This window comes from Rhodosalinus sp. (assembly GCF_046542825.1).
Lineage (GTDB): Bacteria > Pseudomonadota > Alphaproteobacteria > Rhodobacterales > Rhodobacteraceae > Rhodosalinus.
The window spans coordinates 1-25,291 of record NZ_JBKHAQ010000036.1; the positions used below are offsets into that span (position 1 = coordinate 1).

Below are 25,291 nucleotides of genomic sequence, written 5' to 3' on the forward strand. Positions count from 1 at the left end.
GCAACCGGCGTAATGGCTGAAGGAGCAAAATCCATGGGCCCTGCGGCTCGCTTACCCCAAGGGCGCGACGACGTCGTTGCGCCGACCGGTCTCCCGCATCGACCGGATCTCGACGCTGCGCTCCGCTGGAACATCGCGCGGCTCCACGACCTGGCGGCGTTTTGTCGCGCCGTTTGAAATCAGCGCTCGGGCCGCCTGACGCGGCCCGGGCGCACAGGGCGGCCTGATCCGCCATGCGGGCGTTTTGACAGCGGGGCAGGGGTGCGTTCTCACGCTTTGTTTCAAAAATGAAACATTTATCACGATTTTTTCTGGCGGATTCCAGACGAACCGCCCTCCCTCTGGTCACAGAGGCCGAGGAAAACATGCCAGCTTCAACACCTTCCAAATCTCGAATCCAGAATGTCATGGAAGCGATCATAGCTGCGGGGCTAACGCCTGGAAAAGTTGCAGTCGGGCCAGACGGCTCACTTGAAGTCGAAGTCGTCGAGCACCAAGCCAAACCCGAGACAAAGCGCAAAGGGCCACCTAAATGGGGCGAAAAGTGAGAAAACCAGACTGGCCCGGCTTGCTTCGCGAGACCACTGCTGCCGGATCTGCGCGCTTCCGCGTCAGAGTCGAAGGAGACAAACGGAAACGCATAACCTTACCTGTGGGGCCGGGCGGGCGAGGCTTCGAGGAGGCGTACTGGAAGGCACGCGCAGGGCTGCAACCGGACGCGCCGGACGAGCCGGCGACGACACCGGAAGCTCATCGCCTGGATCACCTCATCGAGCGGTATCTTGCCGCACTCGAAGCGAAAGTTGCCGCCGGCGTTGCGTCGCCTGGAACCCTGAAAGGTCACCGATCGCTCTTGAGGCGCGCGTCTGATGTCAAGGACCCGCTCGGGCGGCGCATCGGTTCGCTGTCCGCCGATTTGCCGAGAGAAGCCTTCATTGCGGTCATGGACAGCTTCGGGGAGCATACGGGCGCCGCGGACAATGCGATCAAGGCCCTTCGTGCAGCGTATCGTTGGGGGCAGGATCGTGGCTTCCCAGACAAAAGCCCGGTGTTCAGTATCAGCAAACAACACAAAAACAGAGGGGGCGCGACTCCGTGGTCGAAAGGTGACGCAAAGTTATTCCTTGACACTCACCCACCCGGTACAGCAGCGCGCCTGTGGTTCTGGCTCGCGGTCAATACGATGGCCCGGATTGGCGACACTTATCGTCTCGGGCCCAGTCACATTCAAACATTCGAGGAGGCCCGTTTCATAGCGTGGCAGCCAGCAAAAAAGGGATCTGCGCTTGTTTCTGTCCCGATACTTCCGCAGCTCGAAGATGAGCTCAGTCGGCACGAACCGGGAGCGACTTTCATACAGACGAAGACCGGGAAACCCTTCCAATCGGCAGAGGCGCTCCGAAATCGCATCCAGAAATGGACCAGCTCGGCAGGCCTGGAAAAGCGAACGCAGCACGGTGTCAGGAAAGGCGCGGCGAAGCTCATCGCCGAGGCGGGCGGGTCCCAGTATGAGCTCATGAGCGCCATGGCGCACCTGGAGGCCGCGACGAGCGAGGTCTACACGCGCGACACAGATCGCCGACTGCTCGCCGCAGAAGCGATCTCGAAGCTGCGCGACATAAACTTCGACTGAGCTTGGTGTCCCACGGCCCTGACGTCGCGGGACACAACCAGCAAATTAATCATTAAAAACAACAGTTTAGAGTGCAATGGTAGGCCCGGAGGGACTCGAACCCCCAACCAAAGCGTTATGAGCGCTCTGCTCTAACCAATTGAGCTACAGGCCCCCGCCCGCCTGCTACGCCGTGCCCCCAGAGGCGTCAAGCCTGCGCCGTTGCCTGCGGGTCGGCGATGGTCTAGGCCGCGTGGCGAGGCGCTGCGGAGACCTGACCGATGAGCGAGACGCGCAAGGGGCTGACCTATTCCGACGCGGGGGTGGACATCGCGGCGGGCAACGATCTGGTCGCGCGGATCGGCCCCGCCGCGAAACGCACCGCGCGCCCCGGGGTCATGGGTGCGCTGGGCGGGTTCGGTGCGCTGTTCGACCTGCAGGCGGCAGGCTACCGCGACCCGATCCTGGTGGCCGCGACCGATGGCGTGGGCACCAAGCTGCGCATCGCGATCGACACCGGGCATCTGTCGACCATCGGCATCGACCTCGTCGCGATGTGCGTGAACGACCTTGTCTGTCAGGGGGCCGAGCCGCTTTTCTTCCTCGACTACTTCGCCACCGGAAAGCTCGCGCCCGAGGCGGCCGCGCAGGTCGTCGAGGGGATCGCGGAGGGCTGCGCGCGCTCCGGCGCCGCACTGATCGGCGGAGAGACCGCGGAGATGCCGGGCATGTATGCCCCGGGCGACTTCGACCTTGCGGGCTTCGCGGTCGGCGCGATGGAGCGCGGCGGCGCGCTTCCTGCCGATGTGGCTGAGGGCGACGTGCTGCTGGGGCTGATGTCCGACGGGGTGCATTCCAACGGCTTCTCGCTGGTGCGCAAGATTGCCGAGGCCGAAGGGCTCGGCTGGGGCGATCGCGCCCCTTTCGCAGAGGGGACGCTGGGCGAGGCGCTGCTGGTGCCCACCCGTCTCTATGTCGGGCCGGTGCTGGCGGCGCTGCGCGCGGGCGGGCTGCGGGCGCTCGCGCATGTCACCGGCGGCGGGTTGACAGAGAACCTGCCGCGCGTCCTGCCCGAAGGGCTTGGCGCGCGCATCGACCTTGGCGCCTGGGCGCTGCCCCCGGTCTTCGGCTGGCTGCGGGCCGCGGGCGGCGTGGCCGAGGACGAAATGCTCAAAAGCTTCAACTGCGGCATCGGCATGGTGGCCGTCGTGGCGCCCGACCGGGCAGAGGCGCTGGCCGCGCTCCTTGCGACCGGGGGCGAACGCGTCGCCGTGATCGGCCGCGTGGAGACCGGGCAGGGGGTCGCCTATGACGGCCGGCTTGGCTGAGCCCGTCCGGGTCGCGATCCTGATCTCGGGGTCGGGGTCCAACATGGTGCGGCTGGTCGAAAGCATGACGGGGGACCATCCCGCGCGGCCCGTGCTGGTGCTCTCCAACGTGCCGGACGCCGGCGGGCTCGCCCGGGCCCGGGCGCTGGGCGTGCCGACAGCCGTGGTGGACCATCGCGCCTATCCCGACCGCGCGGCCTTCGAGGCCGCCTTGCACGATAGGCTTGCGTCCGCGCGGGCCGACCTGATCTGCCTTGCCGGTTTCATGCGCGTGCTGACGGCCCCGTTCGTCGCCCGCTGGCAGGGGCGGATGCTGAACATCCACCCGTCGCTCCTGCCGAAGTATCGCGGGCTCGACACCCACGCCCGCGCGCTTGCGGCCGGGGATGCCGAGGCGGGGTGCTCGGTGCATGAGGTGACACCCGATCTGGATGCCGGCCCAGTTCTCGGGCAGGCGCGGGTGCCCGTCCTGCCCGGCGACACGCCAGAGAGCCTGGCCCGGCGCGTGCTGGAGCAGGAACACAGGCTCTACCCCGAGGTGCTGCGCCGGGTGGCAGCGGGAGACCGGCGGGCGGTGACGATCGATGCCGGTCAATCCGGCGGCGGCTGACATGGTCGCAAGGGGCGGGGTCCGGCCCGTGGCCGCCAAGATCCAGGACCCAAGGCCGCCGGCATTGGCCGGCCACCCTCCAGACACCCCGTGTTCCGAAAGACGCTTGCCGCGTCGTTGCAGGCCGCGCCTCGCCGCGGGTCAGGCAGCCTCTTCCCTGCCCGCGCCCACCCGGCTCCGGTGCGGGCCGTAGAGACAGGCCAGCCCCAGGATCACGCCCGAGACGACAGCGATCATGCCGGCGGCGCTGAGGGCGTGCTGGCCACCGAACCAGAGCGGCCCGTAGCCCGCGAAGACGTATCCGAGGACGGCGGAGAGCGTGGCGAAGACGACCGACCACCAGACCTGACGCGCCAGCCGGTCGGTCATCAGGCGGGCCGCAGCGGGCGGGCAGACGAACATGGCGATCACGATGATCGACCCCACGGCGTCGAAGGCCGCGACGGCAGCGACCGCGGCGGTGACCACCAGACCGAATCCCAGGCCGGCGGCGGGGATGCCGACCGCCCGGGCGAAGCCCTCGTCGAAGGTCGCGATCTTGAGCCAGCGCCAGAACACCAGCGTCAGCACGATCACCGCCGCGCAGGCAGTGGCGATGCGCGGCAACTCCTCCGGCATCGTGGCGAGCGCAGCGGGATCGAGAAGCGAGTGCCAGCCCTCGGCCCGCAACCAGACAAGGGACTCCAGATTGCCCATGAGCGCGTGTTCGACATCGAGATGGACCTGGCTCGTATCGCTCTGCTCCAGCAACAGGACGCCCGCCGCGAACATCGTGGTAAAGACGACGCCCATGGCGGCGCCGGGCTCGATGTTGCCAAGCCGCTTGACCGCCTCGATCAGGACCACCGCGACGATTGCCGCAGCGGCGGCGCCCAGCAGCATCGGGATCGCGGCGACGACACCGGTCAGGATGAAGGCCACGACGATGCCGGGCAGCACGACATGGCTGATCGCGTCGCCGATCAGCGCCTGGCGACGCAGGATCAGGAAATTCCCGGGCAGCGCACAGGCGATGGCCGCGAAGACACCGATCAGGATCGGCGTGAGGGAAAACTGCACGAACTCGGCGCCCATCAGGCTCCTCCGACGGCGAAGGGCGGACCAAGGCGCCGGTCGAATTCGGCGATCTCGTCGGCGGTGAAGACCTCCTCGATGGGGGTCAGCCCGTCGTAGCGCCCTGTCAGGCCCGCATCCTGGTGGATCTCGCGCGCGATCTGCCAGCGGCGTTCGTCGCGGGCGACCTTGGCGGCCTGGGCGCGGCCGGCGTCTGTGGGGACGCCGTCGGGGCGCACGAGCCCGTCGCGCGCCAGCAGGCGCAGCGTATAGGTCTCGCGGATCGGGTGCTGCGCGGCCAGTGCCAGAAGGCCCTGCCGGCGGTGCACCCGCGCCTGAAAGCGGCGGTGGCGAAGGACGGCGGCAAGCACGCCCCGGACCGGTGCGAGGAAAAGCGAGACGACAAAGACCGCCGCCGCGACAAGAACGATGATCGGGCCGGTGGGCAGCGCCGGGGCCGCGGCCGAGAGCGCCGCGCCAAGATAGCCCGATACGCCCCCGACGGCGCCCGCGATCCAGATCATGCGGTCCGACCGATCGGTCCAGAAGCGCGCCGTCACGGCAGGCATGATCAGCATGGCCACGATCAGGATCAGGCCCACCAGCTTCAGCCCGACAACCGTCACGGCAAGGACAAGACCCATCATCAGGAGGTCGAGCCTGCGGACATCGTAGCCCAACGCGGCGGCATAGTCGCTGTCGAAGGCCACCAGCGTCATGGGGCGCCGCATCAGCCAGGATGCGAAAACCGCGAGCGACCCGCCGATGGCGATGATCACGGCATCCTGCAGCAGCATGCCGGCCGTCGTGCCGAGAAGGAAACTCTCGAGCCCCGCCTGACGGCCCGCGCTCATCGTCTGCACGATGGTCAGAAGCACGATGCCCATCCCGAAGAAGACGCCCAGCACCGCGCCGATGGCGGCATCCTCGGACAGCCGTGTCCGGCGCGGGATCCACTCGATGACCAGAAGCCCGAGATAGGCCGTCAGCGCAGAGCCCGCGAGCAGGCCGATCAGGTTCCGGCCGTCCCCCCCGAGCGAGACCATGACGATGAAGGCCAGCGCCACGCCCGGCAGGGTCGCATGGGCCACGGCGTCCGAGACCAGCGCCCGCTTCCTGATGAACAGGAAGGTGCCCGACGATCCCGCCGCGAAGCCCAGAAGGGCGGCGCCGATCGCCACGAGGGCGGCGTTGTAGCCAGCCTGGAGGAAGAGGGCATCGAGGAACGGGTTCATCACCCGCCGCCTGCCACCGACAGTTCGTCAAGATGGGTGGCCGCAAGCCGGCCGCCATAGGTCGCCTGCAGGTTCTCGGTCGTGAAGGTGCTCGCAACCGGGCCTTCCGCGATGCGCCGCACGTTGATCAGGAACACATGGTCGAAGTAGGCGCGCACCGTGGAAAGATCGTGGTGCACGGCCACGACCGCCTTTCCCTCTGCCTTGAGCAGCTTGAGCACGTCGACGATCGCCCGTTCGGTCGCGGCGTCCACGCCCGCGAAGGGTTCGTCCAGAAGGTAGAGATCCGCGTCCTGCACCAGCGCCCGCGCCAGGAAGACCCGCTGCTGCTGACCGCCCGAAAGCTGCCCGATCTGGCGATGCGCGAAACCTGCCATGCCGACGCGGTCGAGACAGTCCTGCGCGCGGGCCGTCATCCGGCCGGACAGACGGCCCAGAAGCCCGACCTTGCGGTAGAGCCCCATCTGGACCACGTCCATCACGGTCGTGGGGAAATCCCAGTCGACGCTGGCGCGCTGCGGCACATAGGCGATCCGTTCGCGGGCGGCCTCGATCGACTGGCCGAAGACACGGACCTCGCCGGACAGGCGCGGGATGACTCCCAGCGCTGCCTTCAGGAAAGTGGATTTGCCCGCGCCGTTCGGGCCGATGATCGCCGACAGCGCACTCGCCGGAAAGGTGGCGTCCACGGAGAACACCGCCGGCTTCTCCCCGTAGGAGACGGTCAGCCCCCGCACGGCGAGGGGCGCGTCGGCGGGAAGGGCGGCAGGCCGCATGGCCCGCCCGTCTTCCGCGGCGATCGTGGGGACTTCGTGGCGTGCCATTTCAGCGTCCTTCAGTTCAGCAGGCCCTGCATGCCGGCGGCTGGCGCCTCGCCGCCGAGCGCACGGGCAATCGTGGTCGCGTTGGAATCGATCATTCCGACGTAGGTGCCCTCGTAAGTGCCGGACTCGCCCATGGCGTCGGAGTAGAGTTCGCCGCCGATGACGACCTCGTGACCGCGGGCCTGCGCGCCCTCGACCAGCGCGCGGATGTTGCGGTCGCTGACCGAGGTCTCGACGAAGACTGCGCGGATGTCGCGCGCGATCAGCATGTCGACCAGTTCGCGGATGCGCTTGAGCCCGGCTTCTGATTCGGTCGAGATTCCCTGGATGCCAACCACCTCGAAGCCGTAGGCGTTCCCGAAATAGTTGAAGGCATCGTGCGAGGTCAGCAGGATGCGGCTTTCGGCGGGAACGGAGGACAGGACATCGGTGGTGTAGCGCGCAAGCTCGCGCAGGGTCTCCAGATAGGCCTCCGCGTTGGCGGTGAAGCTCTCTTCCCCCTCGGGATGCACCTCGATCAGCGAGTCGCGCACGTTGACGACCACGCGCGCCCAGAGGTTCGGGTTCATCCAGAGGTGGGGATCGTAGCGGCCCTCGTAGTCCTCCGAACCGATCAGCAGGTTCTCGGGCACGTCCTCGGCGACGGCCACGACGGGCTTGTCCTGACCGAGATCGAGAAGGAACTCCTCGAGCTGCGCCTCGAGATAGAGGCCGTTCCAGAGCACGAGATCGGCGTTCGCCATGGCCACGATGTCCGAGCGGGTCTGCCGGTAGGCATGCGGATCGACGCCCGGCCCCATCAGGGCGCGCACCTCGACCAGATCGCCACCCACATTCCTGGCCGCGTCCGCAATCATTCCGGTCGTGGCCACCACGTCGAGTCGTTCCTGCGCAGCCGCCAGACCCGCGGGCAGGATGAGGCCGATGACGGCAATGGCAGCCACGAAAAACCGCTTGGTCACGCTCATATGCAAACTCCCGTCAGCACTCGCCCCTTCGCGGGCCATCCAATGGGACGTTAGTGCGAGGCAGTCGCAGTGTCAATGATTTTGCGACTTATTCTCAATTGATACGGCCCTCTCTGCCTGCTGGAGCGAAGTGCCTTCGGGCTGGAAACCCTGCGCTTCGAGGTGCTCCCTCAAGGCGATGCAGCAGCCACACCCGCCAGTCTCGGGCACCTGACTCCCGCTCCCGGAGGCCAGCGTGGGGGCAGCGGAAAGCACTATGGCGGTACGCTGGCGGGCGAAGCGCAGGATCGGAATCCTCCGGCGTCATGGCGGCATCGCGGCCTTCATCGTGCCATTCATGTTCTTCTACAACGCCGCGCTGCTGATGCAGGCCGACTGGCTGGAGGTGGCCCGCGCCTGCGCCACCGCCGTCTTCGGCGCGTTCCTGCTGTCCGCGGGCGTGCAGGGCTGGTTCATCGGGGCCAGGGCGGTGTGGTTCCTGCGGGTGGGGCTGGTCGCCGCCGCGCTGATGATGATCGAGGGCAGCCTCGCCACCGATCTGACCGGGCTGGGCGCTGCGGCGGCGATCCTCTTCGTGCAGCGGCTGCTGAAACCCAGGGAAGCGGCCGCGATCCGCGTCCGCGGCGCCGATTGAGGCGAGGATCGCGGGCGCCTTGCCACCGTGCGCAGCGCGTCGTGCGGGGCGAGCAAGCGACAGGCGGCGAAGGCCGGGACACGCTCTCCCCGGTCCGAACGTCTGCAATGGCCGCCCGGGATCCCGCGTGAGCGAACCGCGCCCATGGCGCGAGCGGAGCGGTGCGGCCGAACGAAACGGTCCCTCCGCGGTCGGGCCGTCAGCGCAGGCGCGGCGGGCGGTCGGGATCGGCGCCCGGCGCGGCCGGGGGGGCGGCTGCCGCGGCCTGCGGCAGGTCGATGCGCAGCGCGACAGCGCCAAGCCGGTCGGCAAGGCGCTCGTCCTCCGGCAGGAAGGCCACGTCGAGCCACCCGGCTTCCAGCCCCGAAAAGGTCAGCGCCTCGCCCGCCGCCTGCGCCAGCGCGCCCTCGGCGCCGGGCGCGGTGCCGGTGAAGGCCAGCAGCGCCGCGCGCGACCCGTCCGCGTATTCCGCTTCCGCCAGCCAGGCGGCGCGTGCGCGGCCGCCTGCGGCCGACAGCCGCGCGTCGAGCGCGGCCAGCAGCCCCTCAGGCAGCGCCCCGGGCGGGTGCAGCGCCACCGGCCGCTCGGTCATCGCGCGCGGCGGCTCGGCCGCCTGCGCGGCGAGCCAGGTCATCGTCCCGGCCGGCAGGAGGATCGCGGAGGGGCTGTCGAGATTGAGCCCTAGGCCCAGCCCCTCCTGCGCCAGCATCCGCGCCAGCGCCCGGCCCGACAGTGCCGCATAGGGCGCAGGGCCACCCGCGAAGGCCGCAAGTCGCTCTTCCAGGTCGAAGGCCAGCACCACGGGCCCCTCCGCAAGCGGAAAGACCCTTGGCGAGAGACTGTCGCCGGCGGGCTCCTCGTCCAGCAGCACGTGGAGTTCCGACAGCGCGAGGCGGTCGTAGAAGGCGCGGCGGCGCGCCTCGTCCTCGGGTGCGGCCTCCATCGCGGCGTGAGCGCGGTCCAGGGGGGTGTCCATGGGGCGCAGGTAGCCGGGTGGCGGCCTGCGGGCAAGGGCCGCGCCGCCGGCTTTGGCGCGAGGCCGTCGCGAGGAGCGCCCGAAAAGGGCGCGACCGAGCCGGCCCCTCAGGCCAGCGCCGCCCGCACCGCCCTGCGCAGCTCCGGCAGCAGCTCCGCCTCGAACCAGGGGTTCTTCCGCAACCAGCCATTGTTGCGCCAGGACGGGTGCGGCAGCACGAAGGTGTCCGGCGCGTGCTCGCGCCAGTTCCGCACGGTCTCGGTCACGCCCGCCTTCGTGCCCAGGTGCCGCTTCTGCGCCGCGCCGCCCACCAGCACGCGCAGGCGCACCGGCCCGATTTCCTGCAGCGCACGGGCGTGCCAGGTCCGCCAGCAGACCGGCGGCGGCGGCAGGTCGGAACCCTTCGCGTCGTATCCGGGGAAACAGAAGGCCGTGGGCAGCACCGCCACGCGCGCGCGGTCGTAGAACACCTCTTCGCCCATATCGAGCCACTCGCGCAGGCGGCGCCCCGACAGGTCCCAGAACGGCCGCTCTGCGCGGTGCACGCGCATCCCCGGCGCCTGGCTCGCGATCAGGATGCGCGCGCCGGGGCGGAACCAGACGACCGGATTGGGCGCATGGCCCGTCGCGGTGCCGGCGAAGCGGTCGGCGCAGAGCCGGCAGGCGCGGATTTCCGCGACGAGGCGTTCAGACACGGCGGGGCAGCCGCGCGCGCAGCGCCTCGGTCAGCACGGCGGTGTCATGGCCGCCCTCGCGCGCCAGTCGCGCGAGGCCGAAATGCACATGTGCCATTTGCTGATAGTAGCGCGTATAGGCATAGTTCGTTGCCGCGCCGGCCGCGGCGCCAAGCACCGGCACGGTCTGCGCGGCCAGCTTCTGGCCCAGCACGATCGACAGGCGCGGCGCAACGCGGGCGATCACGCTGCGCACCGTGGAACCGCTCAGCGTGACGCGCGTGGCAAGAAAGCCCGTGTTGGCGCCGTCGTCGTATTCCAGCGGTCCGGCGGCCGAGAACACGGTCAGACCCTCGCGCCGCACCTCGGGCTTTCCGGGATCGAAGCCGTGCGCCGCGGCGATGCCCAGGATCGCGCGGAAAAGCACCGTGGTCGTGACCGGCAGTTCGGCCAGCGCCGTGGGCAAGCCCCCGGACCCGCCGGCCGCGCCCAGCACGGTGGTGAAGCCGGTGTTGACCCAGGCGGGTTGATCCCGCAGCCGGCCGCGCGACACCTGCGCCGCCTCCACGGCATAGCCCAGCGCGCGCTCGGTCGCGCGCTCCAGTTCGTCCTTGGCCCAGTCGGGGAGATGCTCCAGCATGTTTTCCGCCCGGCCGCCGATGTAATTCAGCAGGCGGATCGAGGTGCCCTCGGCCGCGACAAGCCGCGCGGCGAGCACGTCCAGTTCGTCCGAGAGCCGCGCGGGCAGAAGATCGCTTCCGGTCATCCAGGTGCCTCGATGTTCACTGGCTTTACATCGGGCGCGCGCGGGCCTGTTTCAAGCCGCGGGCTTCACCGCACCGCTCACACCGTCCCATGCGCCCGGCCGCAGCGCCAGCCCCAGCACACGTTCGGGGTTGGTGGGCGGTGGCATCTCGACGTCCTCGAGCCTGCGAAAGCCGAAGCGCCCGTAGTAGGGCGCATCGCCCACCAGCAGCACCCGCGCCCAGCCCAGCCGCCCGGCCTCGGCCAGGCTTTCGCGGATCAGCGCGGCGCCCACCCCTTCGCCCTGCCGGGTGGGATGCACGGCGACCGGACCCAGCAGCAGGGCCCGCGCGCCGCTCACCAGAACCGGCCAGTAGCGGATCGCGCCGCCCAGGATGCCCTGCTGGTCACGCGCGGTCAGGCAAAGCTCGGGCACCGGCGGAACACCGTCGCGCAGACGATAGGACGACAGCGCCTCGCGCCCCGGCGCAAAGGCGAGGTCGTAAAGCGCCTCGACCTCCCACCAGTCCTCTGCCGTCTCGCGCGCCAGCCGATCCACCCGTCCGCCCCTGCCCCTGTCGAAGCGGCGCCGCCCGTAACACGCCGCCCCGGCGGGGCAAAGGGCCTCAGAGCTTCGAGCTGATGACGCCGGTGTTGAAACCGCCCATGCGCAACTCGCCGAAAAGCCGCTGATACTCGATCTTGGGGCAGCGATTCATGATGACCGTCACGCCGCGGGCGCGGGCCGTCGCCGCCGCCTCGGCATGCTCCACGCCGATCTGCATCCATATGGTCCGCAGGTCCGGAAAGGCCTCCAGCGCCTCGTCCACGATGGGCGGCACCGCCTCGGGGCGGCGGAAGATGTCCACCATGTCCACCGGCCCGTCGATCTCCGACAGGCTGGCGCGGACCGTCTCGCCATTCAGCACCTTGCCGGCGTGGCCCGGATTGACCGGGATCACCCGGAACCCCTTCAACGCGAGGTAGCGCGCCACATAGGAGCTGGGCCGGACCGGGTTGAGCGACACGCCCACAATGGCAATGTTGCGCGTTTGCGTCAGGATGCGGCGCAGTTCTGCATCGGAATAGGCTTCGGACATGCTGCGGGCTATATCAGTCGTCGCCGGCGCGAGAAATGCAAAAAAGGCGCCCGGGGGACCCGGACGCCAGTGTCGGAACGAGGGACAGTGAATAGGACAGCGGGTTCCGATCCGCTGCCTATGTGTCATATGGGTCGCGCTTTGCGTCGTTTAAGGCGCAGTCACCGAGTTGTGAATTGCGCGGGGCCGACGGGCCCGAGCCCGCCCGACCCTCAGGCAGCCAGTTGCGGCTGTGCAGCGGCTGGCTTTTCGTCCTTTCGCGCAGCGGGCGCGGTGCCTGCGTCCTCCACCAGCGCGCTATGGAGCGCACGGATGGCAAGGTCCGTGACCTCGCGCGGCAGCACGAACTGGATGTCCACGTTGCGCGGCCCCTGCGCCACCGCCACAGGTTCGATCCCCTCGGCGGCGAGTGCCTCGAGCCCGCGCGAGAGCGCGCCAAGCCCCGAGATGTCACGCCCGATGGCCGAGACCACGGCAAGGCTGCGGGTGGTGATGTCGGCGCTGGCATAGGCCTGGGCGAGATCGCGCTCGACCCGCCGCACCGACTTCATCGAGGCGTCCACATAGTGCGTGATCGTGTTCGCGTTGGACGTCTTGGCGACGATGCGCAGCCCGTGCCGCGTGAGCGACTCCAGGATGGTCGCGTCGTATCCCTTCACGCCGACCATGTCGGGTTCGTAGACCTGCAGCGCGAAGACGTCGAGCCCGGTGACGATCTCGACCGCCGGGGTCTCTGCCGGGCATTCGTCGATCAGCGTGCCGGGGTCCTCCGGCTCGAAGGCGTTGGTGACGCGCAGCGGGATGCCCGCCTGGCGCAGCGTCTTGGCCGCCGAGGGGTGGATCGCCTCCATCCCCATGTTCGACAGCTGGTCCGCCACGTCATAGTTGGTGCGGCCCAGCTTGCGCACGTTGTCCATGCCCACCAGCTTCGGGTCGGCCGACGACAGGTGGAACTCCTTGTGGATGATCGCCTCGGACGCGCCGGTGCGCGCGGCGATATTGGCGAAGGTCACCTCGGAATAGCCGCGGTCGTAGCGGTTCATCAGCCCTTCGGCGCATTGCGCATAGCCGGTCACGATGGGCAGCTCGCTCGACAGGTCGATGTCGGCGAAGCCGCGGTCGATGCGTTCGTCGAGGCTGACCTCGGCGTCGTCGCGCCAGCCCGACAGGTCCACGCAGCGCGCATCGACGCCATGCCGGCGCAGCAGCAGCGTGGTGACCTGGGCCGAGTGCGACTCGCCCAGGCCAGACAGCAGCTCCCGGATCAGGCCCATGTGCTCGCTCAGCCGGAAGTGCCCGTAGGAACACAGCCGCTGCAGGTCGATCAGGCAGGAGCGCGCGCCTTCGAGCCGATCGCGCACGAAGTCGTCCGCCTCCTGGATGTCGGCGTTATGGTCCAGCACCTCGCGGTGCGCCTGTCTCATGGCGTCCGCCACGCGGTTCAGCGCGTCGGACCAGCCGTGATCGTTCTCGGCGTTGGAGAACAGGGCATAGACCCCCGGCTCGCCGGATTTCTTGTGCTCCAGCAGCAGGTTGGTGATCCCGCCATAGGCCGAGACCACGAAAACCCGTCCGTAGGGATCCTTGCCGCCATTCAGAAAGAGCGAATCGAGCAGGTCGCGCGACCGGCTCATGGAGGTGCCGCCGATCTTCTCGACGGTATGGGTACGACTGTCACTCATGGCGTATTGCCTTTCCCCGCAGCGCCGGAGAGGCGGCGCTGCGATCTGATTGGTGTTCGGTGCCGGGCCACGGCGCTCAGGCGCTGGCCGTCTCGTCGACCGGGGCATAGGAGCCGTCCTCGCGGTGGACCTCCTTGCCGGTCACCGGCGGGTTGAAGACGCAGGCCATCACCAGATCGCCGTCAGGGTCCGCGCGCACCGTGTGCTTGTCGTTCTTGTCGAGCGCATACATCACGCCCGGCCTGATCTCGTGCGTCTCGCCGGTGGCCAGATCGGTGATCGAGCCGGTGCCCGACATGCAGTAGACGCTCTCGAAGTGATGCTTGTAGTGGAAGGTGTGCTCACTGCCGGCGTCCAGGAAGGTGATGTGGAACGAAAATCCCATCCCGTCGTCGGCCAGCAGCATGCGCACGCTGGTCCAGTTGGCGTCGCTCACCGTCCGGTCGGTGTTCTTCAGTTGCTCGAAATCCCTCACGATCATCGCTGTCACTCCGCTGCCATGGGGCGCGCGGTCTTTTCGCGGACCGCCGATTCGAGGATATCGAGTCCGCGATCGAATTGCGCCATCGGCGTGGTGAGCGGCGCCAGCACCTTCACCACCTCGTCCTCGGCGCCCGATGTCTCGATGATCAGGCCCTGCTCGAAGCAGCGGGCGCAGATCGCCCCGGCCAGTTCGCCACAGCCCACGTCGATGCCGCGCATCATGCCGCGGCCCTTCAGCCGGGCGCCCGGCACCAGGCGGCGCATCTTGTCGAGCCGCGCCTCCAGGTGCGCGCCCTTCTCCGTCACCTCGTTCAGGAAGGCGTCGTCGCTCCAGAACTTCTCGAGCGCCACGCGCGCGGTGACGAAGGCATGGGTATTGCCGCGAAAGGTGCCGTTGTGCTCGGCTGGCTTCCAGATGTCGTGCTCGGGCTTTACCAGCACCAGCGCGAAGGGCAGGCCGAAGCCCGACAGCGATTTCGCCATCGTCACCATGTCCGGCTCGACCCCCATCCCGTCGATGGAGAAGAAGCCGCCCGCGCGGCCGATGCCGGCCTGGATGTCGTCCACGATCAGGAGGATGCCGTGCTTCTTCGCAAGGTCCGAGAGCCCCTTGAGCCAGGCTTCGGAGGCCGCGTTGAGCCCGCCCTCGCCCTGCACGGGCTCGACCACGAAGGCCGCGGGCATGTCCACACCGGACGAGCCGTTCTCGATCATCGCCTCGACGATCTTCAGCGTGTCGGTCTCCGCGCCCAGCGCGCCGTCGTAGGGCATGTGGGTGACGTGATCCAGCGGCACGCCCGCGCCGCCGCGCTTGCCGGCGTTGCCGGTGAGCGACAGGGCGCCAAGCGTCATGCCGTGGAAGCCGTTGGTGAAGGCCACGACGTTGCGGCGCCCCGTCACCTTGCGGGCGAGCTTGATCGCCGCCTCGACGGCGTTGGTGCCGGTGGGGCCGGTCATCATGATCCGGTGATCCCAGCCGCGCGGGCTGAGGATCAGCCGCTCGAAGGTCTCGAGAAAGGCGGCCTTCTCGGTCGAATACATGTCGAGCCCGTGCGCGATGCCGTCATCCGTGAGGTGGGCGATCAGCGCCGCCTTCATGTCGGGGTCGTTGTGCCCGTAGTTCAGCGACGAGCAGCCCGACAGGAAGTCGATGTAGTCGCGGCCCGCGTCGTCGGTGAGGGTCGAGCCCTTCGCGCGGGTGAAGACGGCGGGAAAGCCGCGGCAATAGCTGCGGACCACCGATTCGCGTCGCTCGAAAACGGCCGTGCCGGCCGATTGGTCGGTCATCTGGGTGTCTTTCATGACGTGTTCCGTTCGTGTCTGGGTGAACCTGGCGGGCGAAAACCGCGCGATCATGCAGCGCGCCTTCCGGCTTCCGGCAGCTTGATGGTGACCATGAACTCGGTCGCGTGATACCCGCGGAAATGCGTGTCCCGCGTGAAGTGCGCCTGGGCGTCGAACTGGGCGTGGCGCGAACGGGCAAAGCTCTTGAACAGCCCCCAACTCGCCCCATTGTCGCGCGTGATGGTCGTCTGCAGGCGGCTGACCTTCTTGCACTCGTGACGCTCAAGCAGGTGGGCCAGCATGCGTTTTGCCAGCCCCTCGCCGCGCGCAGCCTCCGAAACCGCGACCTGCCAGACGAAGAAGGTGTCGGGCGCGTAGGGCAGGATGTAGCCCGATATCCAGCCGACAACCTTGCCCTCGCGCTCGGCGACGACGCAGGTGTCGCGAAAATGGTCGCACTGCAACAGGTTGCAGTACATCGAGTTCTCGTCGAGCGGCGCGCTGGAGGCGATCAGCTCCCAGACTTCGGCACCGTCCTGCGGCTCCGGCTTGCGAAAGCGGATGCGGGCGTGGCCGCCCTGCTTTGCTCCGATCTGGCGAACGTTCGACACTCAACTGCCCTCCCTGCGACTTGAGCAGATAATATACGCACGCGATCAGATAGGTCAACTAGACTAAGGATTTTCGCCGTGTTGACAGTATTTTTGATATATGTCAATTACTTAGACATACGCAACCCTTATGAAACAGTTATCGTCGCTTGTTTTCTGGGGATTTTTTGTTAGATAGGCTAACGAACTACGACTTGCAGATCAGTGAAAGAGGCGCCAATGGGCCTGACGTTCGATGCGATAACGGGGCCTGACTTGGACAGGACGGATCAAAGCCTCATCGCGCTCAGGCGCATCCTGCGCGCGACGGAACTCTACGGGCGGGAACTCGCCCGCACGGCCGGGCTGACCCCGGTGCAGATTCGCGTCCTGCAGGTCGTGGCGATGCGCGACGGCGTGACGCCGAAGGAGATCTCCGCCCAGATGGGCGTGAGCCAGGCCACCATCTCCACCCTGCTCGACCGGCTCGAGGCCAAGAGGATGCTCCGGCGCGAGCGCTCCAGCCGCGACCGGCGGCAGACCAACGTGGTGCTCACCGAAGCCGGCCGCGACGCTGTCAATCGGGCACCCGACGCTCTGCAACAGCAATATGTCCGCGCCTTCGAGTCGCTCGAGGACTGGGAGCAGGCGATGATCGTGGCAGCACTTGAGCGCGTGGCCTCGATGCTGAACGCCGCAGATCTCGACGCGGCACCCGTTCTCGACCACGGCGAGATCAAGCGCGGACCGCAGGCCCACTGACCGCACCGCTCCGACCGGGCGCGCGGAAGGCCCTTGCAAGGGCCTTCAAGCGCCTTCCAAGGCGCTTGCCCGGCGCCTACTCTGCCGCTTGCGCCCCGTGCAGCATCCGCCAGACCCGGTGCGGGGTGAAGGGCATGTCGGCCTGTCGCACCCCCCGCGCCCACATCGCGTCCTGCACCGCGTTCGCCACGGCGGCGAGCGCGCCCACCGTTCCCGCCTCGCCGCAGCCCTTCATGCCCATCACGTTCGCCGTGGACGGCACCGGCTCGGACGAAAACCCGTACATCGGCAGATCCTCCGCCCGCGGCATCGCGTAATCCATGAAACTCGCGGTCAGCAGCTGGCCCTCCTCGTCGAAGACCGTGTGCTCGATCAGCGCCTGCCCGATCCCCTGGGCAATGCCCCCGTGCACCTGGCCTTCCGCCAGCAGCGGATTGATGAGATTGCCGAAATCGTCCACCACCGTGTAGCGCAGCACGCGCACCGCCCCTGTGTCGGGGTCCACCTCCACCTCGGCCACATGGGCGCCGTTGGGATAGGAGCGGCCCGGCAGGGTGGTGCGCGCCTCGTGCACCAGCAGGTCCTCGCGGCCGTCGGCGCGCGCCATCGCCGCCGCTTCCAGCATCGTCGGCGTCAGGTTCGAACCCGGCGCGCGGAAGGTCTCGTCGTCGAAGGTCACCGCGTCTTCCGCGACGCCCATCTTTCCGGCAAGGTAGGGCCGGAAGGCCTCCACCATCCTCGCCACGGTGGCGAGCGTCGCGGTGTTCTGCACCGTCACCGAGCGGGAGCCGCCCGTGCCGCCACCCGTCCTGATGAGGTCCGAGTCGCCCTGCACCACGTTGATCTTCCCGGCCGGGATGCCGGTCTGATCGGACAGGAACTGCGCATAGACGGTCTCGTGCCCCTGCCCGTTCGACTGGGTGCCCACGAAGATCGAGGCGGTGCCGTCCGCGTTGAACTCCACCCGCGCGCTTTCCGACGGATCGCCCAGGATGCTCTCGATGTAATAGCACAGGCCGATGCCGCGCAGCTTGCCCGCCGCCTCGCTTTCCGCGCGCCGCGCGGCAAAGCCCGCGCGGTCCGCCTCGCGCTCGACCCGCGCCAGCAGGCGGCCGAAATCGCCCACGTCATAGGTCTCGCCCGCGACGGTCGTGTAGGGGAATTTCTCCGGCGGGATGAAGTTCCGGCGCCTGAGTTCCCAGGGATCGGTGCCCAGTTCGCGCGCGGCACGGTCCATCATGCGCTCGATCACATAGATCGCCTCGGGCCGGCCGGCGCCGCGGTAGGCGTCCACCTGCGTGGTGTTGGTATAGAACCCCTCGGACCGCAGCCAGGCCACGGGGATGTCGTAGACCCCGGTGAAGACCTTCGAGAACAGCGTGCTCTGCATGATCTGCCCGAAGTTCGAGTTGTAGGCCCCGAGGTTCGAACGGTTGTGCACCCGGTAGGCCAGGATGCGGTGATCTTCGTCGAAGGCAAGCTCCGCCAGCGAGACGAGATCCCGCGCCCCGTGATCCGACAGCATCGCCTCCGTCCGCTCGGACATCCAGCGCACCGGCCGGCCCAGCGCGCGGGCGGCCTGCGCGACGACGGCATATTCGGGATAGGGCGCGCCTTTCATCCCGAAGCCGCCGCCAACGTCCGGGTTCGTCACGCGCACCGCGTCCTCGGGCAGGCCCAGCGTCCGGACGAGCGCGGCCTTCTGTCCCCAGACGCCCTGCCCGTTGATCGCGACGTGCAGGCGGTCCCCGTCCCATTCCGCGAAGCACCCGCGCGGCTCCAGCGAATTGGTGATGACGCGGTTGTCGTGGATCTCCAGCGCGACGACATGCGCGGCACCGTCGAAGGCGGCCTGCGTCGCCGCCTCGTCGCCCAGACCCCAGTCGAAGCCGCGGTTGTCCGGCGCGCTGTCGTGCAGGGTTTCGCCGCCCGGGCCGAGGTCCAGCTTCACGGGCAGCTCTTCGTAGTCGAACTCGATCAGCTCGGCGGCATCCTTGGCCTGTTGCCGCGTTTCGGCCACGACGACAGCCACCGGCTCGCCCACGAAGCGCACGCGGTCGCGCGCCAGCAGAGGGCGGTCGGTCTTCGCGCCCTTGCTGCCGTCGCGGTTGTTCACCCGCGTCGCCCCCATCAGCACGTTCAGGCCCGCAGCCTCGAGATCGGCGCAGGTGAGCACGGCGGCCACGCCATCGGCCGCGCGCGCCTCTTCCACGTCAAGCGTTTGGATCGTCGCATGCGCCACTGGCGAGCGGAAGACGAAGGCGTGAAGCGCACCCTCGGGCGCGATGTCGTCGACGTAGCGGCCGTGGCCGGTCAGGAACCGCCGATCCTCGACCCGCGTGACCGGCTGGCTTCGCCCGAACTTCTCCATCGCGCCGTTCCCTCGCCTGTTGGTGACGGGGCGCAACCTACGCCGACGCGTGCGGCTGTCCAGCCCTCAGGCTCGCGTGCGCGCCTCCGCGAGGGAGAGATCGCCGTAACCGTTGAAACGGGTGGCAAGCGCGGCAGAATAGGCGCCCATGCCGGGGAAGAGCACCGCGTCGCCCTCCGCCATGTCGCCCGGCAGGTCCAGCGGCTGCGGCAGCCGGTCGATGCTGTCGCAGGTGGGGCCATAGACGATGCGCGCGACCGGCGCGCCGGCGCGCGCGGTGCCGTCGGGTGCCATCACGACCACGTCGGCGGCGCGCGGCACGTCGCGCCACTCTGCCAGCGCCCCGTAGATCCCGTCATTGAGCACCGCGGCGCCATCCCCGCGCAGCGCCTTGACGCGGGCCAGCACGGCGAAGGCGCCGGCCACCATCGCGCGCCCCGGCTCGCACACGAGCGCGGGCTGCGCCTCTGCGAAGGCCGCGCGCGTGGTGCTGCCGATCCGGTCGAAGATCGCGTCCAGATCGGCCTCGTCCGCACTGCCCCAGTGGGGAAAGCCGCCGCCCACGTTGAGGCGATGCAGCCGCACGCCCGCGGCGGCTGCGACCCGCGCCGCCGCGCGGATGTAGGCGGCCCAGGCCTCGGGGTCGCGGCACTGCGTGCCCGGATGGAAGGTAAGCGAGGGCGTGAGCCCGCGCGCCGCGATCTCGCGCAGCAGTGCCTCGGCCGCCTCCGGGTCCGCGCCGAACTTCACGCCGAAATCGTAGGCGCCGCCCTTCACCGGCAGCCGCAGGCGCACCGCGATCTCCGTGCCGGGCTTCAGCGGCATCAGCCGGTCGAGGCCGGGCAGGTCGTCCACCGACCAGGACAGCGCGCCCTGCGCCTTGCCCGCTGCAACCTCGGCCGGCGAGCGGATGGGGTTGTGATAATGCAGCACTGCGCCGGGAACGGCATCGCGCACCGCCTGCATCTCGGCGGGCGAGGCCACGTCGAAGGTGCGGATGCCCGCGCGCGCCAGCACGCGCAGCACCTCGGGCAGCGGGTTGGCCTTGACCGCGTAGGTGACAAGGCCCGGGAACCCTTCCTGAAACCGCGCAGCGCGCCGCGCCAGCCGCTCCGCGTCGAAGATCAGGACGGGCCGTTCCGGCGCGCCGCGCACCAGATCGGCGATCTCGGGGGTGATATGGGTCATGCTGCTCATCGCGAACTCCCTGCCTGCTTGCCTGCCATGGCCCTTGAACGGGCTTCCTGCGGGATAGGTTGTCGCAGCATGCTGCCGGTTTCCGTTGTCACTTCCGGCGTTTTCCCGCAAACTTCCGGCGGATCGACGACAAGAGCCGACGAATGGACGAAACCGATCAGGCCCTGCTCGCCCTGCTGGCGGAAAATGCTCGCCAGCCGGCGGCCACGCTCGCGCGGCGGCTGGGGCTTGCGCGCTCCACCGTGCAGGCCCGGATCGAACGACTGGAAAAGACCGGTGCCATTGCCGGTTACACCCTGCGCCCCGGTCCGGCGGTCGCCCCCGCACTGCGCGCCACGGTGCTCGTCTCGATCGAGCCGCGGGCCGGCCCCGCCGTGCTGGCGCGGCTCAGGGCCATGCCCGAGGTCGAGACGGTGCACACCACGACCGGGCGCGTCGACCTGATCGCCACACTGACGGCCAAGACGACCGAGGCGCTGGACACCGCGCTGGACCGGATCGGCGAGACCCGCGGCGTGAAGGGGTCGGAAAGCCTGATTCACCTGTCCACGAAGCTGGACCGCCGCCGCTGAGGCGTCAGAGGTCCACGGGGCCGGAAGGCTCCTCCGCGTCGGGCGCCGGCTCCTCCAGCGGCTGCTTGCGGCGCAGGATGATGTCGCCGTTGGGCAGCATCTCGGGCGGGTGATAGTCGTTCCAGTCCTCGACGCGCTCCAGCATGTCGGTCAGTGCCGGCCCCATCTCGCGCGCGAAGTCGCGCAGCTCGGGCTCCAGCTCGCGCGCCATCCCTTCCAGTTCGCGCAGCGCCGGGTCGAGTTCGGACATGAGCCCGCGGAAGAAGAGGCGCGCGCCCTCTTCCATCAGGTTCGGGCCCTCCTCCTCCCGCGGCTCCTCCGGCCCCGTTTCGGGCGTCATTTCCTGCGCCCCAAGTGGCGCTGCGGCGAGAGCGAGGGCAAGCGTTGCGGCACGGATCGACATGCGTGCACCATACTGCCGATCCCGCCACCCGTTAACCCCCAGGGTCAAGGTCGAGCGTCACGGGATAATGATCCGAGGCCGCCACCAGCGCCGCGCGCAGCGCCGGATCGCCCCAGCAGGCGGGGTCCTCGAAGGGATGCCAGATGCGCCACGCGGGCCGCGCCGCCATCAGCCCGGGCGAGACCATGATGTAGTCCAGCAGCGCCGACAGCCAGCGCCCCTCGGGCTCGACCCAGAAGCGCGCGGTGTTGCGCTGCGCCCCGATCCGGCGGGTCAACGCCTCGTGCGCGTGCGGGTCGAAAAGCGGCACCTGCCCATCCCCTCCCATCACGATCTCGACCGAGGAGCGGCCGAAGAGCGCCTCCAGTTCGTCAAGGCCCGGTCCGTCGTTCAGGTCGCCCGCGACGACCAGCTCTTCGCCAGCCGCCAGCACAGCGTCGATCCTGCGCCGCAGCCAGACTGCCTGCGCCAGCTGCTTGCGCCGCGCGGCGAGCGCCACGCGCTTCATCGCGTCGCTCCCCCTCGCCCCGCGCGGCGCCTTCGACTTCAGATGCACGCCGATCAGCCGGAACGGCCGCCCCGCCGCGGGCGTCACCGCCACCTCGAGCGGCGGCTTGGAGAACTGCACCGTGTCCGCCCGCCCGTCGATATCGAGGTCGATCCGAAAGCGTCCGTCGAAGCGCGGCGCCTCCTCGCTCGCCTGCGGATCGTGCCGCGCCGTCAGCCGGACAGGATCGTAAAGCAGCGCGATCTCCTGCTGCGTCCCGTTGACGAAGCCCACAAGCGCCTTGCGCGCCCGGATGCCCGCCGCTGCGGCGAAGCGTTCCAGCGCGCGCAGACCCGCACGCCCCGGCCGCGCATCGGGCGCCTCGATCACCACCAGCGCATCGGCATCGAGCGCGGCCAGCACCTCCGCCACGGCAGCGGCCTGCGCCCCGCGGCGGGCGCCCGCGAAGCCGCCCGGCCCGTCGTCCGCCAGAAGCCCGCCCGCGTCGTCGAAGAGTGCGTCGAACCAGGCCACGTTCCAGGCGGCAAGGCGCAAGGCCCTAGCCCCCGCGCGCCGCGCTGATCTCTTCCCAGGCGCGGTTGATGTCCACGAGCCGCCGCTCGGCCAGGCGGATCGCCTCCTCCGGCACGCCGCGGGCCAGCATCACGTCGGGATGCGTCTCGCGCACCTGCTGCCGCCAGGCGCGGCGGATCTCGTCCAATGGCGTGTCCGGCGTCACGCCCAGCACGGTATGGGGATCGCGCGCCTCGGGCACGAAGCGCCCGCGCAGCGCGCGGAACTGCCGCTCGGGCAGATCGAAGATCTCGGCCACCCGGGCAAGGAAGCGGTCCTCCTTGGGGTGATAGGCCCCGTCCGCCATCGCGATGTGAAACAGCCCCTCCATCAGGTCGCAGAGCGTGGGGCTGCCTTCGCCGAACATGCCCCGGATGCGCCGCGCGTAATCCTCGTAGCCCGCCACGTCCTGTCGCGCGAGGTCGAAGACGCGGGCCGCGTTCGCCTCTTCCCCAGGCGCAATCTGGAACACCTCGCGGAAGGCCGCCACCTCGTCGCGGGTGACGCGGCCGTCGGCCTTGGCCATCTTCGCGCCCAGCGCGATCACCGCGATGGTGAAGGCGACCGTGCGTTCGGGCGGCGCGCGCAGCCGGTCGAAGACGTCCGCCAGGCTTTCGCCCTGACGCAAAGCCGAAAGCGCGTCCGCGATGCGGGTCCAGATCGACATGGGAGAAATCCTAGCGCGGCGAAAGCCGCTTGCACATCAGGATCAGGTCGTGCCAGCGGCCGAGTTTCCAGCCGACCTGCGGCAGAACCGCAACACGGGCGTAGCCGATGGCGGCGTGGAACGCGGCACCCACGGGATTGGCCGAGCTGATCCCGGCCTAGAGGCTCGCCGCCCCCTGTTCCGCCGCCGCTTGCGCGAGCGCCGCCATCAGGGCGCGCCCGGTGCCCTGCCCGCGCGCCAGCGGCGCAAGCTGCGCGCGCAGCCCGGTCCGGCGCGGAACCGGAACACGGTGGCGAAGCCGGTGACGGCGCCGGCCTCCCCCGCCACGAGAAACAGCCGCCTGCGCGCGGTGATGTCGGCCGCAAGGCTGCCATTGGTCTCCTGCTCTGTGGTGAAGGTGATCGCCGTCTCCCGGATCACCGGGTTCCAGATCGCGGCGATGTCGGCCGCATCCTCCGGCGCGGCCTGCCGGATCATGCCAGCCGCCATACCCCGGCCGGCGTCGCGATCTCTGCGAGGAGCCCCGCCGCACCTTCCACGAACCGCACCCGCGGGTCCGAAAGATGCGGCGCGAGTCGCGCGGCCAACCGCGCCGCCTCCGGATGCCGCACCTCCAGCGCCGCCAGCCGGCAGCCCGCCTCGGGCAGCCGCGACGCCGGATGCGCCGGACCCTGCCATTCGATCAGCGCCGGAAAGACGCCGTTCCAGGGCAGCGCGCCCGCCTCGGGCACCGCCATCCGCCAGCGCAGGTCGCCGCGGTCCAGCGCCACCGCGCGCCCCGCCTCGGGCAGGGCCTCGATCGCCGCGTCCAGGTCGGCGACCCGCGCGATCCAGGCCTGCAGCCGCGGCCCGCCCGCAAAGCCGTCCAGCCCGAACCAGCGGGGCACGCCGGGGGCCGGGGCCGCCGGGTCCACCGCGATCGCCTCGAGATATTCCGCAGGCCCCAATGACAGCAGCCGGTTCCATGTCCCGAAGCGCGCGTGCCGCCCGCCCGGCGAGAGGCCCACGCCCAGCGCCGCCTCGACATGCGCCGCCGCCGACTCCAGTGTCCCGCCAGCCACCGCGAGGTGGTCGATCTCCATCTCCAGTGCCCGCATGGACCCCCTCCTTCCTCTTGCCGGAAATACCCCGGGGGGTGAGGCGGCAAAAGCCGCCGAGGGGGGCAGACAGCCCGCCCCTTGCGTCCCTCGATGCCCCGCGCCCGATCCTCGCGCACCGCGTGCCCCGATCCTTCCTCTTGCCGGAAATACCCCGGGGGTGAACTGGCCGCAGGCCAGGCAGGGGGCAGCGCCCCCTCAGGCGGCTTGCGTCCCCTTCGCCCCGCGGATCAGCTCCAGGATGTTCCGCGCCGCCTCGGGGATGTTCGTGCCGGGTCCGAAGATCGCCTTGACCCCAGCGTCCTTCAGGAAGCCATAGTCCTGCTGCGGGATCACGCCGCCGCAGATCACCAGGATGTCGCCCGCACCCCTGGCGCGCAGCGCCTCGACAAGCTGCGGCGCAAGCGTGCGGTGCCCCGCCGCCTGGGACGAAATGCCCACCACATGCACGTCGTTGTCGATGGCGTCCTGCGCCGCCTCTTCCGGCGTCTGGAAAAGCGGCCCCACGTCCACGTCGAAGCCGATGTCGGCAAAAGCCGTGGCGATCACCTTGGCGCCGCGGTCGTGGCCGTCCTGGCCCATCTTCACAACCAGCATCCGGGGGCGGCGCCCTTCCTCCTCTGCGAAAGCCTCGACCGCCTTCTGGATCGCGGCGAAGCCCTCGTCGCCCTCGTAGGCCTTGCCGTAGACGCCGGCCAGCGTCTTGACCTCCGCCCGGTGGCGGCCGAACACCTTTTCCATCGCCATGCTGATCTCTCCCACCGTGGCGCGCGCCCGCGCCGCCTCCACCGCCGCCTCCAGCAGGTTGCCGCCCTCGCGCGCCGCGCGCTCGACCGCGGCCAGCGCCGCGTCGCAGGCGCCCTGGTCGCGCGCCGCGCGCAGCTGCTCCAGCCGCGCGATCTGGCTCGCGCGGACCTTCGCGTTGTCGATCGACAGGATGTCGAGCTCTTCCTCCTGCGGCAGGCGATACTTGTTCACGCCCACGATCACCTCGTCGCCGCGGTCGATCATCGCCTGCCGGGTGGCTGCGGTCTCCTCGATGCGCAGCTTGGGCATCCCCGATTCGACGGCCCTGGTCATGCCGCCCATCTCGTCGATCTCAAGGATGAGCTCCCACGCCTTCTCGGCGAGCTCCGCGGTCAGCTTCTCGACGTAGTAGGAGCCCGCCAGCGGATCGACGACGTTGGTCACGCCGGTTTCTTCCTGCAGGATGAGCTGCGTGTTGCGCGCGATGCGGGCGGAAAAGTCGGTGGGCAGCGCCATCGCCTCGTCGAGCGCGTTGGTGTGCAGGCTCTGCGTGCCGCCCAGCACCGCGCTCATCGCCTCGTAGGCGGTGCGCACGACGTTGTTGTAGGGATCCTGTTC

28 protein-coding genes and 1 tRNA gene are annotated in these 25,291 nt (G+C 69.4%); 6 read left to right on the forward strand and 23 right to left on the reverse strand.

The annotated features are described in order from the left end of the window. The first annotated feature begins 532 nt into the window (after positions 1 to 532). Entirely contained in the window at positions 533 to 1,633 is a 1,101-nt protein-coding gene (locus ACLFOB_RS06735; RefSeq protein ID WP_410925583.1) for a tyrosine-type recombinase/integrase, read from the forward strand. A 77-nt stretch (positions 1,634 to 1,710) separates the two neighbouring features. On the opposite strand, the gene ACLFOB_RS06740 is transcribed toward ACLFOB_RS06735, so the two are convergent. Next, positions 1,711 to 1,787 (reverse strand) — tRNA-Ile (locus ACLFOB_RS06740). Between the two features lie 106 nt (positions 1,788 to 1,893). Between ACLFOB_RS06740 and purM the strand changes: the two genes are divergently transcribed. Both purM and purN read left to right on the forward strand, forming a co-directional pair. Further along, entirely contained in the window at positions 1,894 to 2,940 is a 1,047-nt protein-coding gene (gene purM, locus ACLFOB_RS06745) for a phosphoribosylformylglycinamidine cyclo-ligase (protein ID WP_410925584.1), read from the forward strand. Continuing rightward, positions 2,933 to 3,550, forward strand: coding sequence for a phosphoribosylglycinamide formyltransferase (gene purN, locus ACLFOB_RS06750; RefSeq protein WP_410925585.1), 618 nt, complete (start codon positions 2,933 to 2,935; stop codon positions 3,548 to 3,550). Before purM ends, purN begins: the two co-directional genes overlap by 8 nt. Positions 3,551 to 3,691: 141 nt before the next feature. On the opposite strand, the gene ACLFOB_RS06755 is transcribed toward purN, so the two are convergent. The 4 genes from ACLFOB_RS06755 to ACLFOB_RS06770 are packed head-to-tail and all read right to left on the reverse strand — an operon-like array spanning position 3,692 to position 7,630. Further along, complete coding sequence (locus ACLFOB_RS06755) at positions 3,692 to 4,624, reverse strand: metal ABC transporter permease (RefSeq protein ID WP_410925586.1); 933 nt, start codon at positions 4,622 to 4,624, stop codon at positions 3,692 to 3,694. Next, positions 4,624 to 5,838, reverse strand: coding sequence for a metal ABC transporter permease (locus ACLFOB_RS06760; RefSeq protein ID WP_410925587.1), 1,215 nt, complete (start codon positions 5,836 to 5,838; stop codon positions 4,624 to 4,626). The genes ACLFOB_RS06755 and ACLFOB_RS06760 overlap by 1 nt, the downstream gene beginning before the upstream one ends. After that, positions 5,838 to 6,614 (reverse strand): metal ABC transporter ATP-binding protein, encoded by a 777-nt coding sequence (locus ACLFOB_RS06765; protein ID WP_410925605.1) that lies wholly within the window; start codon positions 6,612 to 6,614, stop codon positions 5,838 to 5,840. The genes ACLFOB_RS06760 and ACLFOB_RS06765 overlap by 1 nt, the downstream gene beginning before the upstream one ends. Before the next feature lie 59 nt (positions 6,615 to 6,673). Beyond that, a complete protein-coding gene (locus tag ACLFOB_RS06770) occupies positions 6,674 to 7,630 on the reverse strand; it encodes a metal ABC transporter solute-binding protein, Zn/Mn family (RefSeq protein WP_410925588.1) in 957 nt (318 codons plus the stop codon). Positions 7,631 to 7,886: 256 nt separating this feature from the next. On the opposite strand from ACLFOB_RS06770, the gene ACLFOB_RS06775 reads away from it, so the two are divergent. Beyond that, positions 7,887 to 8,264 carry a hypothetical protein gene (locus ACLFOB_RS06775; protein WP_410925589.1) on the forward strand — a complete coding sequence of 126 codons (378 nt, stop codon included), beginning with the start codon at positions 7,887 to 7,889 and terminating at the stop codon, positions 8,262 to 8,264. A gap of 199 nt (positions 8,265 to 8,463) precedes the next feature. Here the strand turns inward: ACLFOB_RS06775 and ACLFOB_RS06780 are convergent, their stop codons facing one another. The 9 genes from ACLFOB_RS06780 to ectA all read right to left on the reverse strand — a co-directional run bounded on the left by ACLFOB_RS06780 (position 8,464) and on the right by ectA (position 15,818). After that, positions 8,464 to 9,240, reverse strand: a complete 777-nt coding sequence (locus ACLFOB_RS06780) for an SseB family protein (RefSeq protein WP_410925590.1) — start codon at positions 9,238 to 9,240, stop codon at positions 8,464 to 8,466. Positions 9,241 to 9,347: 107 nt separating this feature from the next. Then, a complete protein-coding gene (locus ACLFOB_RS06785) occupies positions 9,348 to 9,935 on the reverse strand; it encodes a uracil-DNA glycosylase family protein (RefSeq protein ID WP_410925591.1) in 588 nt (195 codons plus the stop codon). Then, the gene (locus tag ACLFOB_RS06790; RefSeq protein ID WP_410915924.1) at positions 9,928 to 10,680 is read right to left on the reverse strand and encodes an EcsC family protein; all 753 of its coding nucleotides are present in this window, start codon (positions 10,678 to 10,680) and stop codon (positions 9,928 to 9,930) included. The genes ACLFOB_RS06785 and ACLFOB_RS06790 overlap by 8 nt, the downstream gene beginning before the upstream one ends. Before the next feature lie 51 nt (positions 10,681 to 10,731). Then, a complete protein-coding gene (locus ACLFOB_RS06795) occupies positions 10,732 to 11,217 on the reverse strand; it encodes a GNAT family N-acetyltransferase (protein WP_410925592.1) in 486 nt (161 codons plus the stop codon). Between the two features lie 67 nt (positions 11,218 to 11,284). Beyond that, positions 11,285 to 11,758 carry a CoA-binding protein gene (locus ACLFOB_RS06800; protein WP_410925593.1) on the reverse strand — a complete coding sequence of 158 codons (474 nt, stop codon included), beginning with the start codon at positions 11,756 to 11,758 and terminating at the stop codon, positions 11,285 to 11,287. Between the two features lie 212 nt (positions 11,759 to 11,970). Next, positions 11,971 to 13,440: an aspartate kinase gene (locus tag ACLFOB_RS06805; RefSeq protein WP_410925594.1), complete on the reverse strand. Its 1,470-nt coding sequence runs from the start codon at positions 13,438 to 13,440 to the stop codon at positions 11,971 to 11,973. Positions 13,441 to 13,516: 76 nt separating this feature from the next. Beyond that, entirely contained in the window at positions 13,517 to 13,921 is a 405-nt protein-coding gene (locus tag ACLFOB_RS06810; RefSeq protein WP_410915920.1) for an ectoine synthase, read from the reverse strand. 5 nt (positions 13,922 to 13,926) lie between these two features. Further along, positions 13,927 to 15,225 (reverse strand): diaminobutyrate--2-oxoglutarate transaminase, encoded by a 1,299-nt coding sequence (gene ectB, locus ACLFOB_RS06815; RefSeq protein WP_410925595.1) that lies wholly within the window; start codon positions 15,223 to 15,225, stop codon positions 13,927 to 13,929. 50 nt (positions 15,226 to 15,275) lie between these two features. After that, a complete protein-coding gene (gene ectA / locus ACLFOB_RS06820) occupies positions 15,276 to 15,818 on the reverse strand; it encodes a diaminobutyrate acetyltransferase (RefSeq protein ID WP_410915918.1) in 543 nt (180 codons plus the stop codon). 255 nt (positions 15,819 to 16,073) lie between these two features. Here ectA and ACLFOB_RS06825 point away from each other — a divergent pair, with 255 nt between their 5' ends. Beyond that, positions 16,074 to 16,559: a MarR family winged helix-turn-helix transcriptional regulator gene (locus tag ACLFOB_RS06825; protein ID WP_410925596.1), complete on the forward strand. Its 486-nt coding sequence runs from the start codon at positions 16,074 to 16,076 to the stop codon at positions 16,557 to 16,559. Positions 16,560 to 16,635: 76 nt separating this feature from the next. Here ACLFOB_RS06825 and ACLFOB_RS06830 read toward each other — a convergent pair whose 3' ends face one another. After that, positions 16,636 to 18,930, reverse strand: coding sequence for a xanthine dehydrogenase family protein molybdopterin-binding subunit (locus ACLFOB_RS06830; RefSeq protein ID WP_410925597.1), 2,295 nt, complete (start codon positions 18,928 to 18,930; stop codon positions 16,636 to 16,638). A gap of 66 nt (positions 18,931 to 18,996) precedes the next feature. Next, entirely contained in the window at positions 18,997 to 20,127 is a 1,131-nt protein-coding gene (locus tag ACLFOB_RS06835) for an alanine racemase (RefSeq protein ID WP_410925598.1), read from the reverse strand. Positions 20,128 to 20,270: 143 nt separating this feature from the next. On the opposite strand from ACLFOB_RS06835, the gene ACLFOB_RS06840 reads away from it, so the two are divergent. Continuing rightward, on the forward strand, positions 20,271 to 20,699 hold the full coding sequence (locus ACLFOB_RS06840) for an Lrp/AsnC family transcriptional regulator (RefSeq protein WP_410915914.1): 429 nt from the start codon (positions 20,271 to 20,273) through the stop codon (positions 20,697 to 20,699). A gap of 4 nt (positions 20,700 to 20,703) precedes the next feature. Here ACLFOB_RS06840 and ACLFOB_RS06845 read toward each other — a convergent pair whose 3' ends face one another. The 7 genes from ACLFOB_RS06845 to ACLFOB_RS06875 all read right to left on the reverse strand — a co-directional run. Beyond that, positions 20,704 to 21,102, reverse strand: a complete 399-nt coding sequence (locus ACLFOB_RS06845; protein WP_410925599.1) for a hypothetical protein — start codon at positions 21,100 to 21,102, stop codon at positions 20,704 to 20,706. Between the two features lie 31 nt (positions 21,103 to 21,133). Then, complete coding sequence (locus ACLFOB_RS06850) at positions 21,134 to 22,144, reverse strand: endonuclease/exonuclease/phosphatase family protein (RefSeq protein WP_410925600.1); 1,011 nt, start codon at positions 22,142 to 22,144, stop codon at positions 21,134 to 21,136. Positions 22,145 to 22,148: 4 nt separating this feature from the next. After that, on the reverse strand, positions 22,149 to 22,829 hold the full coding sequence (locus ACLFOB_RS06855) for a TerB family tellurite resistance protein (RefSeq protein WP_410915911.1): 681 nt from the start codon (positions 22,827 to 22,829) through the stop codon (positions 22,149 to 22,151). A gap of 10 nt (positions 22,830 to 22,839) precedes the next feature. Next, the gene (locus ACLFOB_RS06860) at positions 22,840 to 22,962 is read right to left on the reverse strand and encodes a GNAT family N-acetyltransferase (protein WP_410925601.1); all 123 of its coding nucleotides are present in this window, start codon (positions 22,960 to 22,962) and stop codon (positions 22,840 to 22,842) included. A gap of 74 nt (positions 22,963 to 23,036) precedes the next feature. Continuing rightward, on the reverse strand, positions 23,037 to 23,306 hold the full coding sequence (locus tag ACLFOB_RS06865; protein WP_410925602.1) for a GNAT family N-acetyltransferase: 270 nt from the start codon (positions 23,304 to 23,306) through the stop codon (positions 23,037 to 23,039). Further along, the gene (locus ACLFOB_RS06870; protein WP_410925603.1) at positions 23,303 to 23,926 is read right to left on the reverse strand and encodes a VOC family protein; all 624 of its coding nucleotides are present in this window, start codon (positions 23,924 to 23,926) and stop codon (positions 23,303 to 23,305) included. The genes ACLFOB_RS06865 and ACLFOB_RS06870 overlap by 4 nt, the downstream gene beginning before the upstream one ends. Before the next feature lie 198 nt (positions 23,927 to 24,124). After that, positions 24,125 to 25,291 (reverse strand): methylmalonyl-CoA mutase family protein (locus ACLFOB_RS06875; protein ID WP_410925604.1); only part of this gene is annotated, 1,167 nt, incomplete at its 5' end.